This is a genomic window from Zestomonas insulae (assembly GCF_016901015.1).
Taxonomy (GTDB): Bacteria; Pseudomonadota; Gammaproteobacteria; order Pseudomonadales; family Pseudomonadaceae; genus Aquipseudomonas; species Aquipseudomonas insulae.
The window spans coordinates 1-16,418 of record NZ_JAFEUP010000005.1 but is presented as its reverse complement, the minus strand read 5'-3'; the positions used below and the strand labels follow the sequence as shown (position 1 = coordinate 16,418).

The window sequence follows — 16,418 nt, the reverse complement described above, 5'->3', positions numbered from 1 at the left end:
ATGGACATCAAGGCAGCTCTCGGGCGGATCGCCAACCAGCTCGACCTGACCCACGAGGAAATGCAGGCGGTGATGCGCCAGATCATGACTGGCCAGTGCAGCGACGCGCAGATCGGCGCGTTCCTCATGGGCATGCGCATGAAGAGCGAAACCATCGAGGAAATCGCCGGTGCGGTGGCGGTGATGCGCGAACTGGCCAGCCAGGTCGAACTGCCGAGCCTCGACCACGTGGTCGACGTGGTCGGCACCGGCGGCGACGGCGCGAACATCTTCAACGTCTCCTCGGCGTCGGCCTTCGTGGTCGCCGCCGCCGGTGGCAAGGTGGCCAAGCACGGCAACCGCGCGGTCTCCAGCAAGAGCGGCAGCGCCGATCTGCTGGAAGCCGCGGGCATCTACCTGGACCTCAGCCCCGCACAGGTGGCGCGCTGCGTCGAGACGGTCGGGGTCGGCTTCATGTTCGCCCAGGTCCACCACAAGGCCATGCGCTACGCCGCCGGCCCGCGCCGCGAGCTGGGCCTGCGCACACTGTTCAACATGCTCGGCCCGCTTACGAATCCGGCTGGGGTCAAACATCAGGTGGTCGGCGTGTTCACCCAGGAGCTGTGCCGGCCGCTCGCCGAAGTGCTCAAGCGCCTCGGCAGCCGCCACGTGCTGGTGGTGCATTCGCGCGACGGGCTCGACGAGTTCAGCCTGGCGGCGCCCACCCACGTCGCCGAGCTGAAGGATGGCGAGATCAGCGAGTACGAGCTGCGTCCCGAGGACGTCGGCCTGCACAGCCAGACCCTGATGGGCCTCGAGGTCGACAGCCCGCAGGCCTCGCTGGCGCTGATCCGCGACGCGCTGGGCCGACGCAAGACCGAGGAGGGCCGCAAGGCCGCCGACCTGATTGCGCTGAACGCCGGCACCGCGCTGTACGCCGCCGACCTCGCCACCAGCCTGCACGAAGGCGTGCAGCTGGCCCAGGACGCGCTGTACACCGGGCTGGCCCGTGAGAAAATGGATGAACTGGCGGCCTTTACCGCTGTATTTCGCGAGGAGAATCAAGCGTGAGCGTTCCCACCGTTTTGGAAAACATCCTCGCGCGCAAGGTCGAGGAAGTGCGTGAGCGTTCTGCCGCGCTGGCGCTCGGCGAGCTCGAACGCCTGGCACGCGGGGCCGATGCGCCGCGCGGCTTTGCCGCGGCGCTGCAGGCGCAGGCCAAGCGCAAGCAGCCGGCGGTGATCGCCGAGGTCAAGAAGGCTTCGCCGAGCAAGGGTGTGCTGCGCGAACACTTCGTCCCGGCGGACATTGCCCGCAGCTACGAAGAGGGCGGCGCGACCTGCCTGTCGGTGCTCACCGACATCGACTTCTTCCAGGGCGCCGATGCCTACCTGCAGGAAGCGCGCGCGGCGTGCAAGCTGCCGGTGATCCGCAAGGACTTCATGATCGATCCGTACCAGATCGTCGAAGCCCGCGCGCTCGGCGCCGACTGCGTGCTGCTGATCGTCTCCGCCCTGGCCGATGCGCAGATGGCCGAACTGGCCGCGGTGGCCAAGGACTTCAACCTCGATGTGCTGGTGGAAGTGCACGACGGCGTCGAGCTGGAGCGTGCGTTGAACACCCTGGACACGCCGCTGGTGGGGATCAACAACCGCAACCTGCATACCTTCGAAGTCAGCCTGGAAACCACCCTCGACCTGCTGCCGCGCATTCCGCGCGATCGCATGGTGGTCACCGAGAGCGGCATCATGAACCGCGCCGACGTCGAGCTGATGGAGATCAGCGAGGTCTACGGCTTCCTGGTCGGCGAAGCGTTCATGCGCGCCGACAATCCGGGCGGCGAATTGCAGCGCCTGTTCTTCCCCGAGCGACGCGTGGTGACCGGCAGCGATCCGGACTGATTCGCCGCCGCGCCGCATGCCCCATAAAAAACGCCGCTCGAAAGCGGCGTTTTTTATGGGCCGACGCTGGCGCTTCAGCGTGTGCCGAACACCACCATGGTCTTGCCCTTGACGTGCACCAGGCCCTGTTCTTCCAGGGACTTGAGCACGCGGCCGACCATTTCCCGCGAGCAGCCGACGATGCGGCCGATTTCTTGGCGGGTGATCTTGATCTGCATGCCGTCCGGGTGGGTCATCGCGTCGGGCTGCTTGCACAAGTCGAGCAGGGTGCGCGCGACGCGGCCGGTGACGTCGAGGAACGCCAGGTCGCCGACCTTGCGCGTGGTGTTGCGCAGGCGATCGGCCATCTGGCTGCCGAGCGCGTAGAGGATTTCCGGGTCCTGCTGGGTCAGTTCGCGGAACTTGGCGTAGCTGAGTTCGGCGACCTCGCACTCGGTCTTCGCACGCACCCAGGCGCTGCGCTCTTTCTCGCTGCCTTCCTTGTCGAACAGTCCCATCTCGCCGAAGAAGTCACCGGCGTTCAGGTAGGCGATGATCATCTCGCGGCCGTCGTCGTCCTCGATGAGGATGGTGACCGAGCCTTTGACGATGAAGAACAGGGTTTCGCAGCGATCGCCTGCGTAGATGATGGTGCTTTTGGCGGTGTAGCGACGGCGGTGACAGTGTGCGAGGAGTTTGTCGAGGTTCTTAATCTTAGGAGTAAGTGTGATCGCTACCATGCCCGAGCCCCAAAAAAGTAGATGAAAATCATCGCCTTGCGGACGAATTTCTTATTCGTTATCCGAGCCAGTGTGCCAGTAAACCGGCGCCAGCTTAACAGGTGTGACGTGACGCTGGTCGGTTTTGCGACATAGCTAACATTTGCTCGGGCGCCCATTCGGGCAGGCGGCTGGCTGAGCCTCGCCGGGGCGCTGTGCTACTCTAGCGCCCCTTTTTTATCAGCGGAGTCGCCGCAATGAAAGCACGCATCCAGTGGGCCGGGGAGGCCCTGTTCCTCGGCGAGTCCGGCAGCGGCCACGCGGTGGTGATGGATGGTCCGCCGGAGAGCGGCGGGCGCAACCTCGGCGTGCGGCCGATGGAGATGCTGCTGCTCGGCCTGGGCGGCTGCACCAACTACGACGTGGTCAGCATCCTGAAGAAGTCCCGCCAGCCGGTGGAGAGCTGCGAGGCGTTCCTTGAGGCCGAGCGCGCTGACGAAGACCCCAAGGTGTTCACCAAGATCCATGTGCATTTCGTGGTCAAAGGCCGTGGTCTGAAAGAGGCGCAGGTCAAGCGCGCGGTCGAGCTGTCGGCGGAGAAATACTGCTCGGCGTCGATCATGCTCGGGCGGGCCGGCGTGGAGATCAGCCACGACTACGAGATCGTCGAGCTGGGCTGAGCCGGCACCGACATCCAGCCATCATAAAAGCGGCGCATAGTCTGGCAGCAGTTGCCGGACCTCTGCATAATGGCGCCCCTTTTTGCGGGGCCCGGCACGAGCCGGCCGGGCTCCCGACACATACCCAAAATCGCCAGTGCGAAGAGGTGTTAACCGTCCTACGCAGATGCGCTGTACGCATCTGACGGGCATGCTCGATCACGCGGCCGCGCCGCACTTATAAGAGAGTTCCAACGGTGAAAAGCAAACTCAAGCTCCACGGGTTCAACAACCTGACGAAGACCTTGAGCTTCAATATCTATGACATCTGCTACGCGGAAACGCCGGAAGACCAGCAGGCCTACGTGCAGTACATCGACGAAGAGTACGATGCTGAGCGCCTGACGCAGATTCTCACCGATGTTGTCGACATCATCGGCGCCAATATCCTGAACATCGCCCGTCAGGATTACGACCCGCAAGGCGCCAGCGTGACCATCCTGATCTCCGAGCAACCGGTGGAGCCCACCGCCAGCCAGATCGAGGAATCGCCGGGCCCGCTGCCGGAGACCATCCTGGCGCACCTGGACAAGAGTCACATCACCGTACACACCTACCCGGAAATCCATCCGGTCGAGGGCATCGCCACGTTCCGCGTCGACATCGACGTGTCGACCTGCGGGGTGATCTCGCCACTGAAGGCGCTCAATTACCTGATCCATCAGTTCGACTCGGACATCGTCACCGTCGACTACCGGGTACGCGGCTTCACCCGTGACGTGGAAGGCAAGAAGCACTTCATCGACCACGAGATCAACTCGATCCAGAACTACCTCTCCGACGACACCCAGGACGCCTATCAGATGACGGACGTCAACGTGTACCAGGAGAACATGTTCCACACCAAGATGCTGCTCAAGGACTTCGAGCTGGACAACTATCTGTTCGGCGACGCGACCAACACCCTCTCGGCCGAGCAGCGCAAGCAGGTCGAAGAGCGCGTGCGTCACGAGATGCTGGAAATCTTCTACGCGCGCAACATGCCGCGCTAAGCGGTTTGCCGGTAGTAACGAAAAAAGGGCGCCCGAGGGCGCCCTTTTTCATGCCCGCCGCGTCAGATGCGGTAGGTGCTCTTGGTCATCACCTTGGCCAGCAGGCTCATGCCGAACTTCACCGGGCGCGGGAAGCGGAAGCCGCCGGCGTCCAGGGCGCTGTCGGCGTGCTGCTGTTCGTCCTCGCGCATCTGCTCGAGGATCGCCCGCGACTTGGCATCCTCATCGGGCAGTTGCCCAAGGTGGCTGTCGAGGTGCTTGCACACCTGTTCCTCGGTGGCGGCGACGAAGCCCAGGCTGACCCGGTCGCTGACCAGCCCGGCCAGTGCGCCGATGCCGAACGACATGCCGTAGAACAGCGGGTTGAGCACGCTCGGGTGGCTGCCCAGCTCGCGGATGCGCTGTTCGCACCAGGCCAGGTGGTCGACCTCTTCCTCGGCGGCGTGCTCCATGGCCTTGCGCACCTGCGGCAGCTTGGCGGTCAGCGCCTGGCCCTGGTACAGCGCCTGGGCGCAGACCTCGCCGGTGTGGTTGATGCGCATCAGGCCGGCGACATGGCGGGCGTCGCTGTCTGTGAGTTCGGTATCCGGGCGGGTGATCGCCGGGGACGGGCGATACGGCTGGCCGCTGAACGGCAGCAGGGTGCGCAGCGCGGCGTCGGCCTGCAGCAGCAGACGGTCGGCAGGCGAGTAGTGGCGTTCGGTGGTCATGGCGTACCTCCGCAAAAGTCGATGGCGGCAGTTTACCCGATGCGCGGCGGCCCGGCTTGACCGCCGTCAGGGCTAGCCCGGCGGCCAGTGCATCTGCCGCTGGCCGAGCACGTGCATGTGGATGTGGAATACCGTCTGTCCGCCCAGTGCGTTGCAGTTCATCGCCACGCGGAAGCCCTCGTCGCAGCCCAGCTCGCTGGCCAGGCGCTGCGCGGTGTGCACGATGTGGCCGAGCAGCGGCTTGTCGCCTTCGTCGAGATCGGTGAGGGTGCGTATGTGTTTCTTCGGGATCACCAGGAAGTGCACCGGCGCCTGCGGGTTCACATCGTGGAAGGCGAATACCTGGTCGTCTTCGTACAGCTTGCGCGCCGGGATTTCCCCGGCGACGATCTTGCAGAACAGACAGTCCACGGTCGCATCTCCGGCTTGGGACGGGAAGCCTGAGTCTAATCGCGGCGGCCGGCAGCGGCCAGCGCGCGGCACACACAAGGAGTGATGGGTGAAGAACGATATCCACGACCTCGGCCTGGTCCTCGATTCCAAGGTCAAGCTGATCGTCATCGAGTCCTGGGACGAACCGCGCGTGCTGGAGACCCTGACCAGCCTGGCGATCAAGAAGGGCCTTGGCCTGCACACCTGGGCGGTGACCGAGGGTATCCAGCGCCTCGGCTTCGGCGGCGACAGCCTGGGCGACCAGCCGACCCTGGAGCCGGAGGCCGCGCTCACGCTGGTCAAGCACGACCCGCAGGCCAACCTCTACGTGTTCTGCGACCTGCATCCGTTCCTCGTCGACAACCCGCGGCTGGTGCGCCTGCTCAAGGAAATCGCGATGGCCGAGGGTAGCCACAAGCCGACCCTGGTGCTGGTCTCGCATGCCCTGAAGCTGCCGGCCGAGGTGCAGCGCTATGCGGCGCGTTTCAGTCTGGCGCTGCCCTCGGAAGACGAGTTGCTGGCCATCGTCCGCGAGGAAGCGGCGCGTTGGAGCGAGCGCAACCGCGGGGCGCGGGTGCGCACCGACAACCGCACCCTGCAGCAGGTGGTGAAGAACCTGCGCGGCATGAGCCACGGCGAAGCGCGGCTGTTGGCGCGCAACCTGATCGTCGACGATGGGGCGATCACCCAGGAAGATTTGCCGGAGCTGAACAAGACCAAGTTCCAGCTGCTCGACTTCGACGGCGTGCTCAGCTTCGAGTCCGAGACCGCGCGCTTCGCCGAGGTCGGCGGGCTGGCCAATCTCAAGCGCTGGCTGGGCGAGCGGCAGAGCAGCTTCCTCGATGGCAACGGCGTCGATGCGCCGCGCGGCATGCTCTTAGTCGGCGTGCAAGGTGCCGGCAAGAGCCTGGCGGCGAAGGCGGTGTCCGGCTTGTGGGGCCTGCCGCTGCTGCGTTTGGACTTCGGCAGCCTGTACAACAAGTTCTTCGGCGAGACCGAACGCAATCTGCGCGAAGCGCTGCGCCTGGCCGAGCAGATGGCGCCGTGCGTGCTGTGGATGGACGAGATCGAGAAGGGCCTGGCCAGCGGCGAGCACGACGGCGGCGTCAGCCAGCGGGTGCTCGGCACTCTGCTGACCTGGATGGCCGAGCGCAAGGCGCCGGTGTTCGTGGTCGCCACCGCCAACGCCATCGAGCGCCTGCCGCCGGAGTTGGTGCGCAAGGGACGCTTCGACGAGGTGTTCTTCGTCGACCTGCCGAACGCGGCGATCCGCGAGGACATTTGGCGCATCCACCTCAAGCGCCGCGACCTCGAGCCGACGGCGTTCGACCTGGCGCAACTGGCGGCGGCCAGTGCCGGTTTCTCCGGTGCGGAGATCGAGCAGGCGGTGGTCAGTGCGGTGTATACCGCGCAGGCGCGGCAGCAGGCGGTCGATCAGGCGCTGCTGCTGGCGACGCTGCAGGGCAGCGTGCCGCTGTCGGTGTTGATGGCCGAACAGTTGGCGGCGTTGCGCGCCTGGGCGCAGGGGCGGACGGTCAGCGCCGACTGAGCAGCAGCTTGCGGGTGATGCGGCCGCTCAGGCGGCGCATCAGCGCGCGTGGCAGCAGTCGTGGCAACCAGCTGGCCAGGCGGTTGCGCCAGCCGGGGATGATGATTGCGCGGCGCTTCGCCAGGCCGTTGACCGCCTGCAGGGCGACTTCTTCGGCGCTGAGCATCAGCTTGCTGGCGCGTAGCGCGGCATCGTCGAGGCCGGCATTGCGGAAGAAGGCGCTCTGCGTCGGCCCCGGGCACAGCACCGAGACGCTGATGCCGTACTCGCGGAACTCTTCGCGCAGCGCTTCGGAGAAGTGCAGCACATAGGCCTTGCTGGCGTAGTAGCTGCTCATCCACGGGCCGGGCAGGTAGGCCGCCACCGAGGCGACATTGAGGATCTGCCCGCCGCCCAGGGCGATCATGCTGTTGCCGACGCCGTGGCACAGGCGGGTCAGGGCCAGTACGTTGAGTTCGAGCAGACGCTGCTCGTCGCCCCATTCGTGGGCCAGGAAGGCGCCGACGCTGCCGATGCCGGCGTTGTTCACCAGCAGGTCGATGGGATGGGTGCCTTCGTCCAGTTCGTGGAGCAGGCCGGTCAACTGCAACGGATTGGCCAGATCGCAGACGCGGAACAGCACCTCGACGCCGAAGCGCTGGGTCAGTTCACAGGCGATGCTTTCCAGCGCCTCACGCTGGCGGGCGACGAGAACCAGGTGGCGGCCGCGCCGCGCCAGTGCCTCGGCCAGTGCCAGGCCGAGACCACTGGAGGCGCCGGTGATCAGCGCATAGCGACGCATGTCAGCGGCAGGTCAGCGCGCCGGCGATCACTCTTCACCGTACGCGTTGGCCGGGGTTTCCTGGGTCGCCGGGGGATTCTGCAGGCCGAAGTCCTCACCCAGACCGCTCAGCGCGGCGGCGCCGCCGAGCGCGACGACCAGCAGCGCGGCGGCGATCGGGAGCAGCCACAGCGCGGCGAGCACCTTGACCGCCGTGCTGTTGGCCGGCGGTGGGGGGCCGAAGCGGTTGACCCCGGTGGTGCCCGGAACCAGCAGCATCAGCAGCGACAGCACGCTGCCGACCACCGGAATGATGTTGAGCAGCAGCAGCCAGCCGGACCAACCGATGTCGTGCAGGCGTTGCACGCCGATCATCAGTGAGACCACTACGATGGCGATACCGACCACGCTGATCAGGGTCCAGCCGACCATTTGGTGAATGCCCATGCCGATCATCGCCAGGCCGAACAGGCCGACGCTGGCCAGCAGCACCACCAGCGTCCAGGCGAGGTAGCGCAGGCGGCCGATACGGCCCTGCACGCTGAACACGTTGAGGTCGCCGAACTCCGGCAGTTCCTCACCGACCTGTGCCTGCGGCGGGGTGTAGGGCGAGGCCGGCGGTGTGTCGCGCGGCGGCTCCGGCTCGGGTGCCGGGTTTTCTGCCAGTTGCGCCTGGCGCGCCAGATACTTGTCGATGACGATGCCGCAGGCGCTGCATTCGATGGCCTTGGTCTGCTCGTGGCCGCATTTCGGGCACTGCATACGCGCGGTCTCCTCCGGCTGGTGCTCCTCGGTTTCCACCAGGCTGAGGCTGGCGGCGAGGTCCTGCTCCTTGCGGACCTGCGCGCCGGCGCGTTCCAGCGCGCTGACGTACTTGTCCACTTCGCCGGCCGGCAGGTCGCGCTTGAGCACCACCGCCTGGCGCCCGAACAGCGGTTCGACTCGTGCGCGGTCGAGCTTGAACAGCCGGGCGAGGTTGTCCTTGACGGTGTCCAGGCTCATCTCCGGCATCAGTTCGCCGTCGAAGACGATCTTGTAACGGGTATCGCTCATGCAGGCTTCCTTGTCGGCAAGGGGAGAGGTCAGGGCACAGAGTAGTTGCGCGCATGGGGCGTTGCCAAGCATTTGGCCAGCATGGCCGCGCAGTTCCCGGCAGATGGCGGCGGTTTCGCGCCCGCCGGTCGGCGAGCGCGAGCCGGGCGCGGGTCAGCGCAGGGTGGCGACGCGCTCGCGGGCAGCGCGGTACTCGCGGTCGAGGCGCTGCACCAGGCTTGCGACATCCGGCAGGTCGTTGATTTCGCCGACGCCCTGGCCGGCCGACCACACGGTCTTCCAGGCCTTGGCCTCGTCGCTGACTGGCTTGAGCTTCTCGCCATAGTTGAGCTCGCCCTTGTCCTGCAGACGCTGCAGGTCGTAGCCGGCTTGCTCGAGGCTCTGGCGCATGAAGCTCGCCGGCACCCCGGAGACCGCCGGGGTATGAATGATGTCGGCGGCCTTGGCGCCGAGGATCATCTGCTTGTACGGCTCGTCGGCGCCGCTTTCGCGGGTGGCGATGAAACGCGTGCCCATGTAGGCCAGATCGGCCCCCAGCGCCTGGGCGGCGAGGATCTCGTGGCCGTGATTGAGGCAGCCGGAGAGCAGCAGGGTCTTGTCGAAGAACTGACGAATCTCGGCGATCAGCGCGAACGGGCTCCACGTCCCGGCATGCCCGCCGGCCCCTGCGGCCACCGCGATCAGTCCGTCGACGCCCGCCTCGGCGGCCTTCTCGGCATGCCGGCGGGTGGTCACGTCATGGAACACCAGGCCGCCGTAGCTGTGCACCGCGTCGACCACTTCCTTCACCGCGCCAAGGCTGGTGATGACGATCGGTACGCGCTTCTCCACGCAGATAGCCAGGTCAGCCTGCAGACGCGGATTGCTGTGGTGGACGATTAGGTTGACGGCGTAGGGCGCGGAGTCCGCCGCCAGGCCGGCCTCGATCTCCTCCAGCCAGGCCTTGAAGCCGCTGCTCTCGCGCTGGTTCAGTGCCGGAAAGCTGCCGACGATGCCGTTGCGGCAGCAGGCCAGCACCAGTTGCGGGGTGGACACCAGAAACATCGGCGCGGCGACCACCGGCAGGCGCAGACGCTGGTCGAGCAGGGCAGGGAGGGACATGGCGTTTCCTCTTTAGGGTTCGACGTCAGAAGGGTTTGACCACCACCAGGATGACGATGGCCAGCAGAAACAGCACCGGGATTTCATTGAACCAGCGGTAGAACACGTGGCTGCGCGCGTTCTCGCCGCGTGCGAAGCGCTTGAGCTGCGCGCCGCACACATGGTGGTAGCCGACCAGCAGGAGCACCAGCAGCAGCTTGGCGTGCAGCCAGCCCATCTTCAGCCAGGCCGGGTTGAGGTACAGCAGCCACAGGCCGAACACTAGGGTGGCGAGCATCGACGGCAGCATGATGCCGCGGTACAGCTTGCGCTCCATGGTGCAGAAGCGCTCGTGGCCGAGGGTGTCGCTGCTCGCCGCGTGGTAGACGAACAGGCGCGGCAGGTAGAACAAGCCGGCGAACCAGCAGACCAGGGCGATGAGGTGCAGGGCTTTGATCCAGAGGTAGAGCATCGGTATATCTCGTGACGGAATGCGCCCGATAGTAGAGCGCGCGTCGTTGTGCGTCACCTTGCACGGCTGTCGCACCAGCGCACCGATGCGTTCCCGGTGGTCGCCGGAATGCCGCCGGCCTGTTCAGGCTGGCCCCCGGCTCTTATCATTGCGGTTTTCCCCGATGGGCCCGTGCGGGCGGAGTGACGGACAGATGATCAAGGTCGGCATCGTTGGTGGTACAGGGTATACGGGCGTGGAGCTGCTGCGCCTGCTGGCGCAGCACCCGCAGGCGGAAGTGGCGGTGATCACTTCGCGCTCCGAAGACGGGGTGAAGGTCGCCGACATGTACCCGAACCTGCGCGGCCACTACGACAACCTGGCCTTCAGCGTGCCGGACGCCGCCACCCTGGGCGCCTGCGACGTGGTGTTCTTTGCCACCCCGCACGGTGTCGCTCATGCCCTGGCTGGCGAACTGCTGGCCGCCGGCACCAAGGTCATCGACCTGTCCGCCGACTTCCGTCTGCAGGACGCCGTGGAGTGGGCCAAGTGGTACGGCCAGCCGCACGGCGCGCCGGAGCTGCTCGATGAGGCGGTCTACGGCCTGCCGGAAGTCAACCGCGAGCAGATCAAGCAGGCGCGCCTGATTGCCGTGCCGGGTTGCTACCCGACCGCCACGCAGCTGGGTTTCCTGCCGCTGCTGGAAGCCGGGCTGGCCGATACTTCGCGACTGATCGCCGACTGCAAGTCCGGGGTCAGCGGTGCCGGGCGTGGCGCCAAGGTCGGCTCGCTGTTCTGCGAAGCCGGCGAGAGCATGGCGGCCTATTCGGTCAAGGGCCACCGCCACTTGCCGGAAATCAGTCAGGGCCTGCGCCGTGCCGCCAAGGGCGAGGTCGGTCTGACCTTTGTGCCGCACCTGACGCCGATGATCCGCGGCATCCACGCCACACTGTACGCCAACGTAGTGGATCGCTCGGTGGACCTGCAGCGCCTGTTCGAGCAGCGCTACGCCAACGAGCCGTTCGTCGACGTGATGCCGGCCGGCAGCCATCCGGAAACCCGCAGCGTGCGGGGCGCCAACGTCTGCCGGATCGCCGTGCACCGGCCGCAAGATGGCGACCTGGTGGTGGTGCTGTCGGTCATCGACAACCTGGTCAAGGGGGCCTCCGGCCAGGCGGTGCAGAACATGAACATCCTGTTCGGCCTCGACGAGCGCGCTGGTCTATGGAATGCGGCGCTGCTGCCCTGAGGCGGCGCGTCGAGCTGGTCAATAGTTGACCGTTTTAGTCAGGGAAGCGGATAATGCCGCGACCCAGTTTCACAACGGCGAAAGCCGGGAGTAATGCAGCATGAGCGTTGAAACCTTCACCCCCAGCCCCCTGCAGTTCACCGAGGGCGCGGCGCACAAGGTGAAAACCCTTGTCGAGGAAGAAGGCAACCCGCGCCTGAAGTTGCGTGTGTTCGTCACCGGTGGCGGCTGCTCGGGCTTCCAGTACGGCTTCACCTTCGATGAGGACATCGCCGACGACGACACTATCGTCGAGCGCGAAGGCGTGAGCCTGGTGGTCGATCCGATGAGCTTCCAGTACCTGGCGGGCGCCGAAGTCGACTATCAGGAAGGCCTCGAAGGCTCGCGCTTCGTGATCAAGAACCCCAACGCCACCACCACCTGTGGTTGCGGCTCGTCGTTCTCGATCTGATTCGTCGCGGGTCCTGCAAAAACGCCGCCCCCTGGGGCGGCGTTTTCGTTTCTGCGCTCAGGCGGGATAGATCGCGCCGAGGATGCGCGGTCCGCGCGCGCCGGTGACGCTCGGCCGGTTGCCGGCAATGCCTTCCAGGCAGCAGTGGGCCAGCCAGGCGAACGCCATGGCCTCGACCCAGTCCGGCGGGACGCCGTGCGATGCGGTGCTGGCGACCCGGCAAGCCGGCAGCAGCTCCGCCAGGCGCGTCATCAGGCGGTCGTTGTGCGCGCCGCCGCCGCACACCAGCAGTTCGGCGGTGTGTGTTTGTGCGGCCTGCAGGGCGTCGACGATGCTTCGTGCGGTCAGCTCCAGCAGGGTGGCCTGCACGTCCGCCGGCGCCAGGCTCGGCAGCTGCTGCAGGTGCTGCTCCAGCCAGGGCAGGTTGAACAGCTCGCGGCCGGTGCTTTTCGGTCCGTGGCCCAGGAAGAACGGGTCGCCAAGCAGGCGCTGCAGCAGCGCGGGCTGCACCAGGCCGCTCGCCGCCCAGGCGCCGCCGCGGTCGAAGTCGACACCCTGGTGGCGCTGAATCCAGGCATCCAGCAGCACGTTCCCCGGGCCGCAGTCGAAGCCGCGCACCGCTTGCGGCGGCTCGATCAGGCTGAGATTGCTGAAGCCACCAACATTCAGCACTGCACGGGGCTGCTGGTCGTTGTCGAACAATGCTTCGTGGAAGGCCGGCACCAGTGGTGCGCCCTGGCCGCCGGCAGCGACATCGCGGCGGCGAAAATCGCCCACCACGGTGATGCCGGTCAGCTCGGCGAGCAGTGCCGGATTGCCGATTTGCACGGTGAAGCCACGCGCCGGCTCGTGGCGCACGGTCTGGCCGTGACTGCCGATGGCACGAATCGCCGTGGCATTCAGCTGCTGGTCGCGCAACAAGGTGTGGATGCCGCTGGCGGCCAGCTCGACCCAGCGCTGTTCGGCGAGCGCCGCGCGCGCCAGCTCGTCGGGGCCGGGGGCGCAGAGCTGCAGCAGTTCGGCACGCAATTGCGCCGGCATCGGCAGGTAGTGACTGGCGCGCAGGCGCGGCTGGAGGTTTTGCTCGATCAGCGCGATGTCCAGCCCGTCGAGGCTGGTGCCGGACATCACGCCTATATAGAGAGGCATGGCTTAACGCTTGTTCAGCGCCAGCATGGTGGCCTTTTCCTGGTCCATGCGCGCCAGCAGCGGCTGGCTCTGCTGGAGGAAACGCGCCTTTTCCGCTTTGGCGATCGGATCGGCCATCGGCAGTTTGCGGCTCAACGGATCGACGTGCACGCCGTTGACCTGGAACTCGTAATGCAGGTGCGGCCCGGTGGATAGGCCGGTGGTGCCGATGTAGCCGATGATCTGTCCCTGCTTGACCATGCTGCCGTTGCGGATGCCCTTGGCGAAGCCTTGCATGTGCCCGTACAGGGTGCGGTAGGTGTTGCCATGCTGGATGATCACGCAGTTGCCGTAGCCGCCGCGGCGCCCGGCGAGCATGATCTTGCCATCGCCGGTGGCCTTGATCGGTGTGCCGCGCGGGGCGGCGTAGTCGACGCCCTTGTGCGCGCGAATCTTGTTCAGGATCGGGTGCTTGCGGCCCATCGAGAAGCCGGAGCTGATGCGGGCAAAGTCCACCGGCATGCGGATGAAGGCCTTGCGCATGCTGTTGCCGTCGGCGGTGTAGTAGCTGGTGATGCCCTGCTTGCTGGTATAGCGCACCGCGGTATAGAGCTTGCCGCGATTCTTGAAGCGAGCGGCGAGGATTTCGCCGGTGCCGACGCGCTTGCCGGCGACGGCCTTCTCTTCGTAGATCACTTCGAATTCATCGCCGTCGCGAATGTCCTGCGAGAAATCGATGTCGTAGCCGAAGACATTGGCCAGATCCATGGTCATCTCGTGCGACAGGCCGGCACGCTTGCCAGCCAGCGACAGCGAGCTGTCGATCACCCCGCGCGCATAGGCTGCACGCACGTCCGGCTTGGCCAGGTCACGCTTGAACTTGAACAGGTCGCCGTTCTTGCTGAGGGTGATGCTCTCCAGCGGCGACAACTGGCTGTGCATGTTCTCCAACTGGCCATCGGCGGACAGGTGAATTTCAAGCACCTGGCCGACCTTGAGCTGACCGAACAGCTTGGCCTCTTTGGCACTGTTGAGCACGGTGTGCACGTCGGTGGAGCTCAGGCCGAGCTTGGCGAACAGCGTCGACAGGGTATCGCCACGCGCAACGGTAATTTCGCGGTGGTTGGGATCAGCAGGGGGGGTGTTGGAAACGAGGGAAGCAGCGTCTTTCTTGTGGCTGTCCGCGTCTTGGTTGGCGCTGTTCTGGTTGTCTTCGGAGCCCTCGATCTTCGCAAATGGCGAGGTGCTCTCATCCCCCGTATCGACCCTGGGTCGGAGATCGTCCTTTTCCTGGATGATCTGCTCGGCGCCGTTGTCCAGTTCGAGGTTCATTTGGGTGCGCTTGGCCTCGACTTCTCGCGAGGGGAAGACCAGCAGCGCGAGGCTCAGCAAAGCTGCCACACCGCTCGCCGCCAGGAGATGGCTTTTGGGGTATAGCGGTGGGGCTTTGGACGTTGTAGTTGTCATAGGCAAGGTGACTTTGAAGAAGGTGAAAAGGAAAAGATGAAAATGAAGATCAAGATGATGAAATAACTGTATAAAATATAACCAAAATCTCTCCGGGGCAACCCTGAATTCGGTGGCCTCCCGTCGAGCCCCCGTGGGCCGGGCAAACTTGTAATTAGTCGACGATCTTGTATGGTGGTTCCCCTTTTGAATTGCAGTGGTTGCGAGTTCTGTCATGAAGCGGGTTGAAGAGCAGCTGGCGCTGATCAAGCGCGGCGCGGAAGAGGTTCTGGTCGAGTCGGAGTTGGTCGAAAAGCTGAAGCGCGGCGAGCCGCTGCGCATCAAGGCAGGTTTCGATCCGACTGCGCCGGATCTGCACCTTGGGCACACGGTGCTTATCAATAAGCTGCGCCAGTTTCAGGAGCTCGGCCATCAGGTGGTGTTCCTGATTGGCGACTTCACCGGCATGATCGGCGACCCCAGTGGCAAAAGCGCGACCCGCCCGCCGCTGACCCGTGAGCAGGTGCTGGAGAATGCCGAGACCTATAAGGCTCAGGTGTTCAAGATTCTCGATCCAGCGAAGACCGAGGTGGCGTTCAACTCCACCTGGATGGATCAACTCACTCCGGCCGACTTCATTCGCCTGGCGTCGCAGTACACCGTCGCGCGCATGCTCGAGCGCGACGACTTCAGCAAGCGCTACTCGACCAATCAGCCGATCGCCATCCACGAGTTCCTTTATCCGTTGGTTCAGGGTTACGACTCGGTGGCGCTGCGCGCCGACGTCGAGCTCGGCGGCACCGATCAGAAGTTCAACCTGCTGATGGGGCGCGAACTGCAGCGCGCCTACGGGCAGGCGTCGCAATGCATCGTCACCATGCCGCTGCTCGAGGGTCTGGATGGCGTGAAGAAGATGTCCAAGTCACTCGGTAACTATGTCGGCATCCAGGAGGCGCCGGGTGTCATGTACGGCAAGCTGGTGTCGATTCCGGATTCGCTGATGTGGCGTTACTTCGAGCTGCTGAGTTTCCGTTCCATGGAGGAGATCGAGGCCTTCAGGCAGGACGTTGCGGCTGGCGCGAATCCGCGTGACATCAAGATTAAGCTGGCTGAGGAAATCGTGGCGCGTTTCCATGGTGAGGAGGCCGCGGCCAGTGCTCATCGTGCGGCGGGCAATCGCATGAAGGATGGCGAGCTGCCGGAAGACCTGCCGGAAGTCGAGCTGGCCTCTGGCGAGGACATGCCAATTTCTGCCGTCCTCAATCGTGCGGGCTTGGTGAAAAACGCTGCAGTCGCCCGCGACCTGCTGGGCTCTGGCGGTGTGCGCGTCGATGGCGCGGTGGTCGATCGCGGCTTCCTATTTAAGGTGGGTGCGGTGCATGTCTGTCAGGCAGGCAAGAAGGCCTTCGCGCGCATTTCACTGAAGGCTGAGTGATTCCTGTAGAAAACCCTTGACGGGGAATCTGGCGTCCCTATAATGCGCACCACTTCCAGCGCGGAAGCGCTTCAAAAGGTCTTGATAATCAATAGGTTAGCGAGATTTGCGAGGCGGCCTGATGAGTAATCAGGTGGCGTTGGAAAGGTGCTTCGGGGAGGTTGACAGGGTCTTAGGATGCTGTAAGATTCGCCTCCCGCTGACGACGAGGTTGAAACTGAGTCGGAAGCGCAAGCGGTTGAAGTAGAAAAGAAATTTTCGAAAAAACGCTTGACGGAACGAAAGGCTGCTGTAGAATGCGCGGCCTTGGTTGAGGCGAAAGACTCACCGAACGCTCTTTAACAACTGAATCAAGCAATTCGTGTGGGTGCTTGTGAGGTAAGAC

At 65.0% G+C, this 16,418-nt stretch carries 17 protein-coding genes; 8 read left to right on the top strand and 9 right to left on the bottom strand.

Annotated elements, in window-relative coordinates:
- Entirely contained in the window at nt 1–1,050 is a 1,050-nt protein-coding gene (gene trpD / locus JQX08_RS15980; protein ID WP_205349405.1) for an anthranilate phosphoribosyltransferase, read from the top strand.
- Complete coding sequence (gene trpC, locus JQX08_RS15975; protein ID WP_205349404.1) at nt 1,047–1,880, top strand: indole-3-glycerol phosphate synthase TrpC; 834 nt, start codon at nt 1,047–1,049, stop codon at nt 1,878–1,880. The genes trpD and trpC overlap by 4 nt, the downstream gene beginning before the upstream one ends.
- Nucleotides 1,881–1,954: 74 nt before the next feature.
- On the opposite strand, the gene crp is transcribed toward trpC, so the two are convergent.
- Nucleotides 1,955–2,599 carry a cAMP-activated global transcriptional regulator CRP gene (crp, locus tag JQX08_RS15970; protein WP_205349403.1) on the bottom strand — a complete coding sequence of 215 codons (645 nt, stop codon included), beginning with the start codon at nt 2,597–2,599 and terminating at the stop codon, nt 1,955–1,957.
- 236 nt (nt 2,600–2,835) lie between these two features.
- On the opposite strand from crp, the gene JQX08_RS15965 reads away from it, so the two are divergent.
- Together JQX08_RS15965 and speD are read left to right on the top strand one after the other, a co-directional pair.
- Nucleotides 2,836–3,258, top strand: a complete 423-nt coding sequence (locus JQX08_RS15965; protein ID WP_205349402.1) for an OsmC family protein — start codon at nt 2,836–2,838, stop codon at nt 3,256–3,258.
- Between the two features lie 236 nt (nt 3,259–3,494).
- Nucleotides 3,495–4,289: an adenosylmethionine decarboxylase gene (speD, locus tag JQX08_RS15960; RefSeq protein ID WP_205349401.1), complete on the top strand. Its 795-nt coding sequence runs from the start codon at nt 3,495–3,497 to the stop codon at nt 4,287–4,289.
- 62 nt (nt 4,290–4,351) lie between these two features.
- Here speD and coq7 read toward each other — a convergent pair whose 3' ends face one another.
- The gene (gene coq7 / locus JQX08_RS15955; protein ID WP_205349400.1) at nt 4,352–4,999 is read right to left on the bottom strand and encodes a 2-polyprenyl-3-methyl-6-methoxy-1,4-benzoquinone monooxygenase; all 648 of its coding nucleotides are present in this window, start codon (nt 4,997–4,999) and stop codon (nt 4,352–4,354) included.
- Between the two features lie 72 nt (nt 5,000–5,071).
- Nucleotides 5,072–5,410, bottom strand: a complete 339-nt coding sequence (locus JQX08_RS15950; RefSeq protein ID WP_205349399.1) for an HIT domain-containing protein — start codon at nt 5,408–5,410, stop codon at nt 5,072–5,074.
- An 88-nt stretch (nt 5,411–5,498) separates the two neighbouring features.
- Here JQX08_RS15950 and JQX08_RS15945 point away from each other — a divergent pair, with 88 nt between their 5' ends.
- A complete protein-coding gene (locus tag JQX08_RS15945) occupies nt 5,499–6,980 on the top strand; it encodes an AAA family ATPase (RefSeq protein ID WP_205349398.1) in 1,482 nt (493 codons plus the stop codon).
- Here the strand turns inward: JQX08_RS15945 and JQX08_RS15940 are convergent.
- The 4 genes from JQX08_RS15940 to hemJ all read right to left on the bottom strand — a co-directional run bounded on the left by JQX08_RS15940 (nt 6,967) and on the right by hemJ (nt 10,345).
- Nucleotides 6,967–7,761 (bottom strand): SDR family NAD(P)-dependent oxidoreductase, encoded by a 795-nt coding sequence (locus tag JQX08_RS15940; RefSeq protein WP_205349397.1) that lies wholly within the window; start codon nt 7,759–7,761, stop codon nt 6,967–6,969. The two genes, JQX08_RS15945 and JQX08_RS15940, sit on opposite strands and share 14 nt — an antisense overlap.
- Nucleotides 7,762–7,788: 27 nt before the next feature.
- The gene (locus tag JQX08_RS15935; RefSeq protein ID WP_205349396.1) at nt 7,789–8,793 is read right to left on the bottom strand and encodes a DUF805 domain-containing protein; all 1,005 of its coding nucleotides are present in this window, start codon (nt 8,791–8,793) and stop codon (nt 7,789–7,791) included.
- 153 nt (nt 8,794–8,946) lie between these two features.
- Complete coding sequence (locus JQX08_RS15930; protein WP_205349395.1) at nt 8,947–9,894, bottom strand: NAD(P)H-dependent flavin oxidoreductase; 948 nt, start codon at nt 9,892–9,894, stop codon at nt 8,947–8,949.
- 25 nt (nt 9,895–9,919) lie between these two features.
- On the bottom strand, nt 9,920–10,345 hold the full coding sequence (gene hemJ, locus JQX08_RS15925) for a protoporphyrinogen oxidase HemJ (protein ID WP_205349394.1): 426 nt from the start codon (nt 10,343–10,345) through the stop codon (nt 9,920–9,922).
- 193 nt (nt 10,346–10,538) lie between these two features.
- Here hemJ and argC point away from each other — a divergent pair, with 193 nt between their 5' ends.
- Complete coding sequence (gene argC, locus JQX08_RS15920) at nt 10,539–11,573, top strand: N-acetyl-gamma-glutamyl-phosphate reductase (RefSeq protein WP_205349393.1); 1,035 nt, start codon at nt 10,539–10,541, stop codon at nt 11,571–11,573.
- Nucleotides 11,574–11,673: 100 nt separating this feature from the next.
- Entirely contained in the window at nt 11,674–12,024 is a 351-nt protein-coding gene (gene erpA / locus JQX08_RS15915; protein ID WP_205349392.1) for an iron-sulfur cluster insertion protein ErpA, read from the top strand.
- A 57-nt stretch (nt 12,025–12,081) separates the two neighbouring features.
- Here the strand turns inward: erpA and JQX08_RS15910 are convergent, their stop codons facing one another.
- Both JQX08_RS15910 and JQX08_RS15905 read right to left on the bottom strand, forming a co-directional pair.
- The gene (locus JQX08_RS15910) at nt 12,082–13,173 is read right to left on the bottom strand and encodes an anhydro-N-acetylmuramic acid kinase (RefSeq protein WP_205349391.1); all 1,092 of its coding nucleotides are present in this window, start codon (nt 13,171–13,173) and stop codon (nt 12,082–12,084) included.
- A gap of 3 nt (nt 13,174–13,176) precedes the next feature.
- Entirely contained in the window at nt 13,177–14,619 is a 1,443-nt protein-coding gene (locus JQX08_RS15905) for a peptidoglycan DD-metalloendopeptidase family protein (protein ID WP_205349390.1), read from the bottom strand.
- Nucleotides 14,620–14,833: 214 nt separating this feature from the next.
- Between JQX08_RS15905 and tyrS the strand changes: the two genes are divergently transcribed.
- Entirely contained in the window at nt 14,834–16,033 is a 1,200-nt protein-coding gene (tyrS, locus tag JQX08_RS15900) for a tyrosine--tRNA ligase (protein WP_205349389.1), read from the top strand.
- Nucleotides 16,034–16,418 lie beyond the last annotated feature (385 nt).

Coding starts and splice junctions, on each gene's coding strand:
- coq7 (WP_205349400.1), bottom strand. CDS start 4,999: ATGACCACCGAACGCCACTACTCGCCTGCCGACCGTCTGCTGCTGCAG.
- JQX08_RS15930 (WP_205349395.1), bottom strand. CDS start 9,894: ATGTCCCTCCCTGCCCTGCTCGACCAGCGTCTGCGCCTGCCGGTGGTC.
- erpA (WP_205349392.1), top strand. CDS start 11,674: ATGAGCGTTGAAACCTTCACCCCCAGCCCCCTGCAGTTCACCGAGGGC.
- JQX08_RS15940 (WP_205349397.1), bottom strand. CDS start 7,761: ATGCGTCGCTATGCGCTGATCACCGGCGCCTCCAGTGGTCTCGGCCTG.
- hemJ (WP_205349394.1), bottom strand. CDS start 10,345: ATGCTCTACCTCTGGATCAAAGCCCTGCACCTCATCGCCCTGGTCTGC.
- trpD (WP_205349405.1), top strand. CDS start 1: ATGGACATCAAGGCAGCTCTCGGGCGGATCGCCAACCAGCTCGACCTG.
- crp (WP_205349403.1), bottom strand. CDS start 2,599: ATGGTAGCGATCACACTTACTCCTAAGATTAAGAACCTCGACAAACTC.
- argC (WP_205349393.1), top strand. CDS start 10,539: ATGATCAAGGTCGGCATCGTTGGTGGTACAGGGTATACGGGCGTGGAG.
- JQX08_RS15905 (WP_205349390.1), bottom strand. CDS start 14,619: ATGACAACTACAACGTCCAAAGCCCCACCGCTATACCCCAAAAGCCAT.
- JQX08_RS15935 (WP_205349396.1), bottom strand. CDS start 8,793: ATGAGCGATACCCGTTACAAGATCGTCTTCGACGGCGAACTGATGCCG.
- JQX08_RS15965 (WP_205349402.1), top strand. CDS start 2,836: ATGAAAGCACGCATCCAGTGGGCCGGGGAGGCCCTGTTCCTCGGCGAG.
- tyrS (WP_205349389.1), top strand. CDS start 14,834: ATGAAGCGGGTTGAAGAGCAGCTGGCGCTGATCAAGCGCGGCGCGGAA.
- JQX08_RS15910 (WP_205349391.1), bottom strand. CDS start 13,173: ATGCCTCTCTATATAGGCGTGATGTCCGGCACCAGCCTCGACGGGCTG.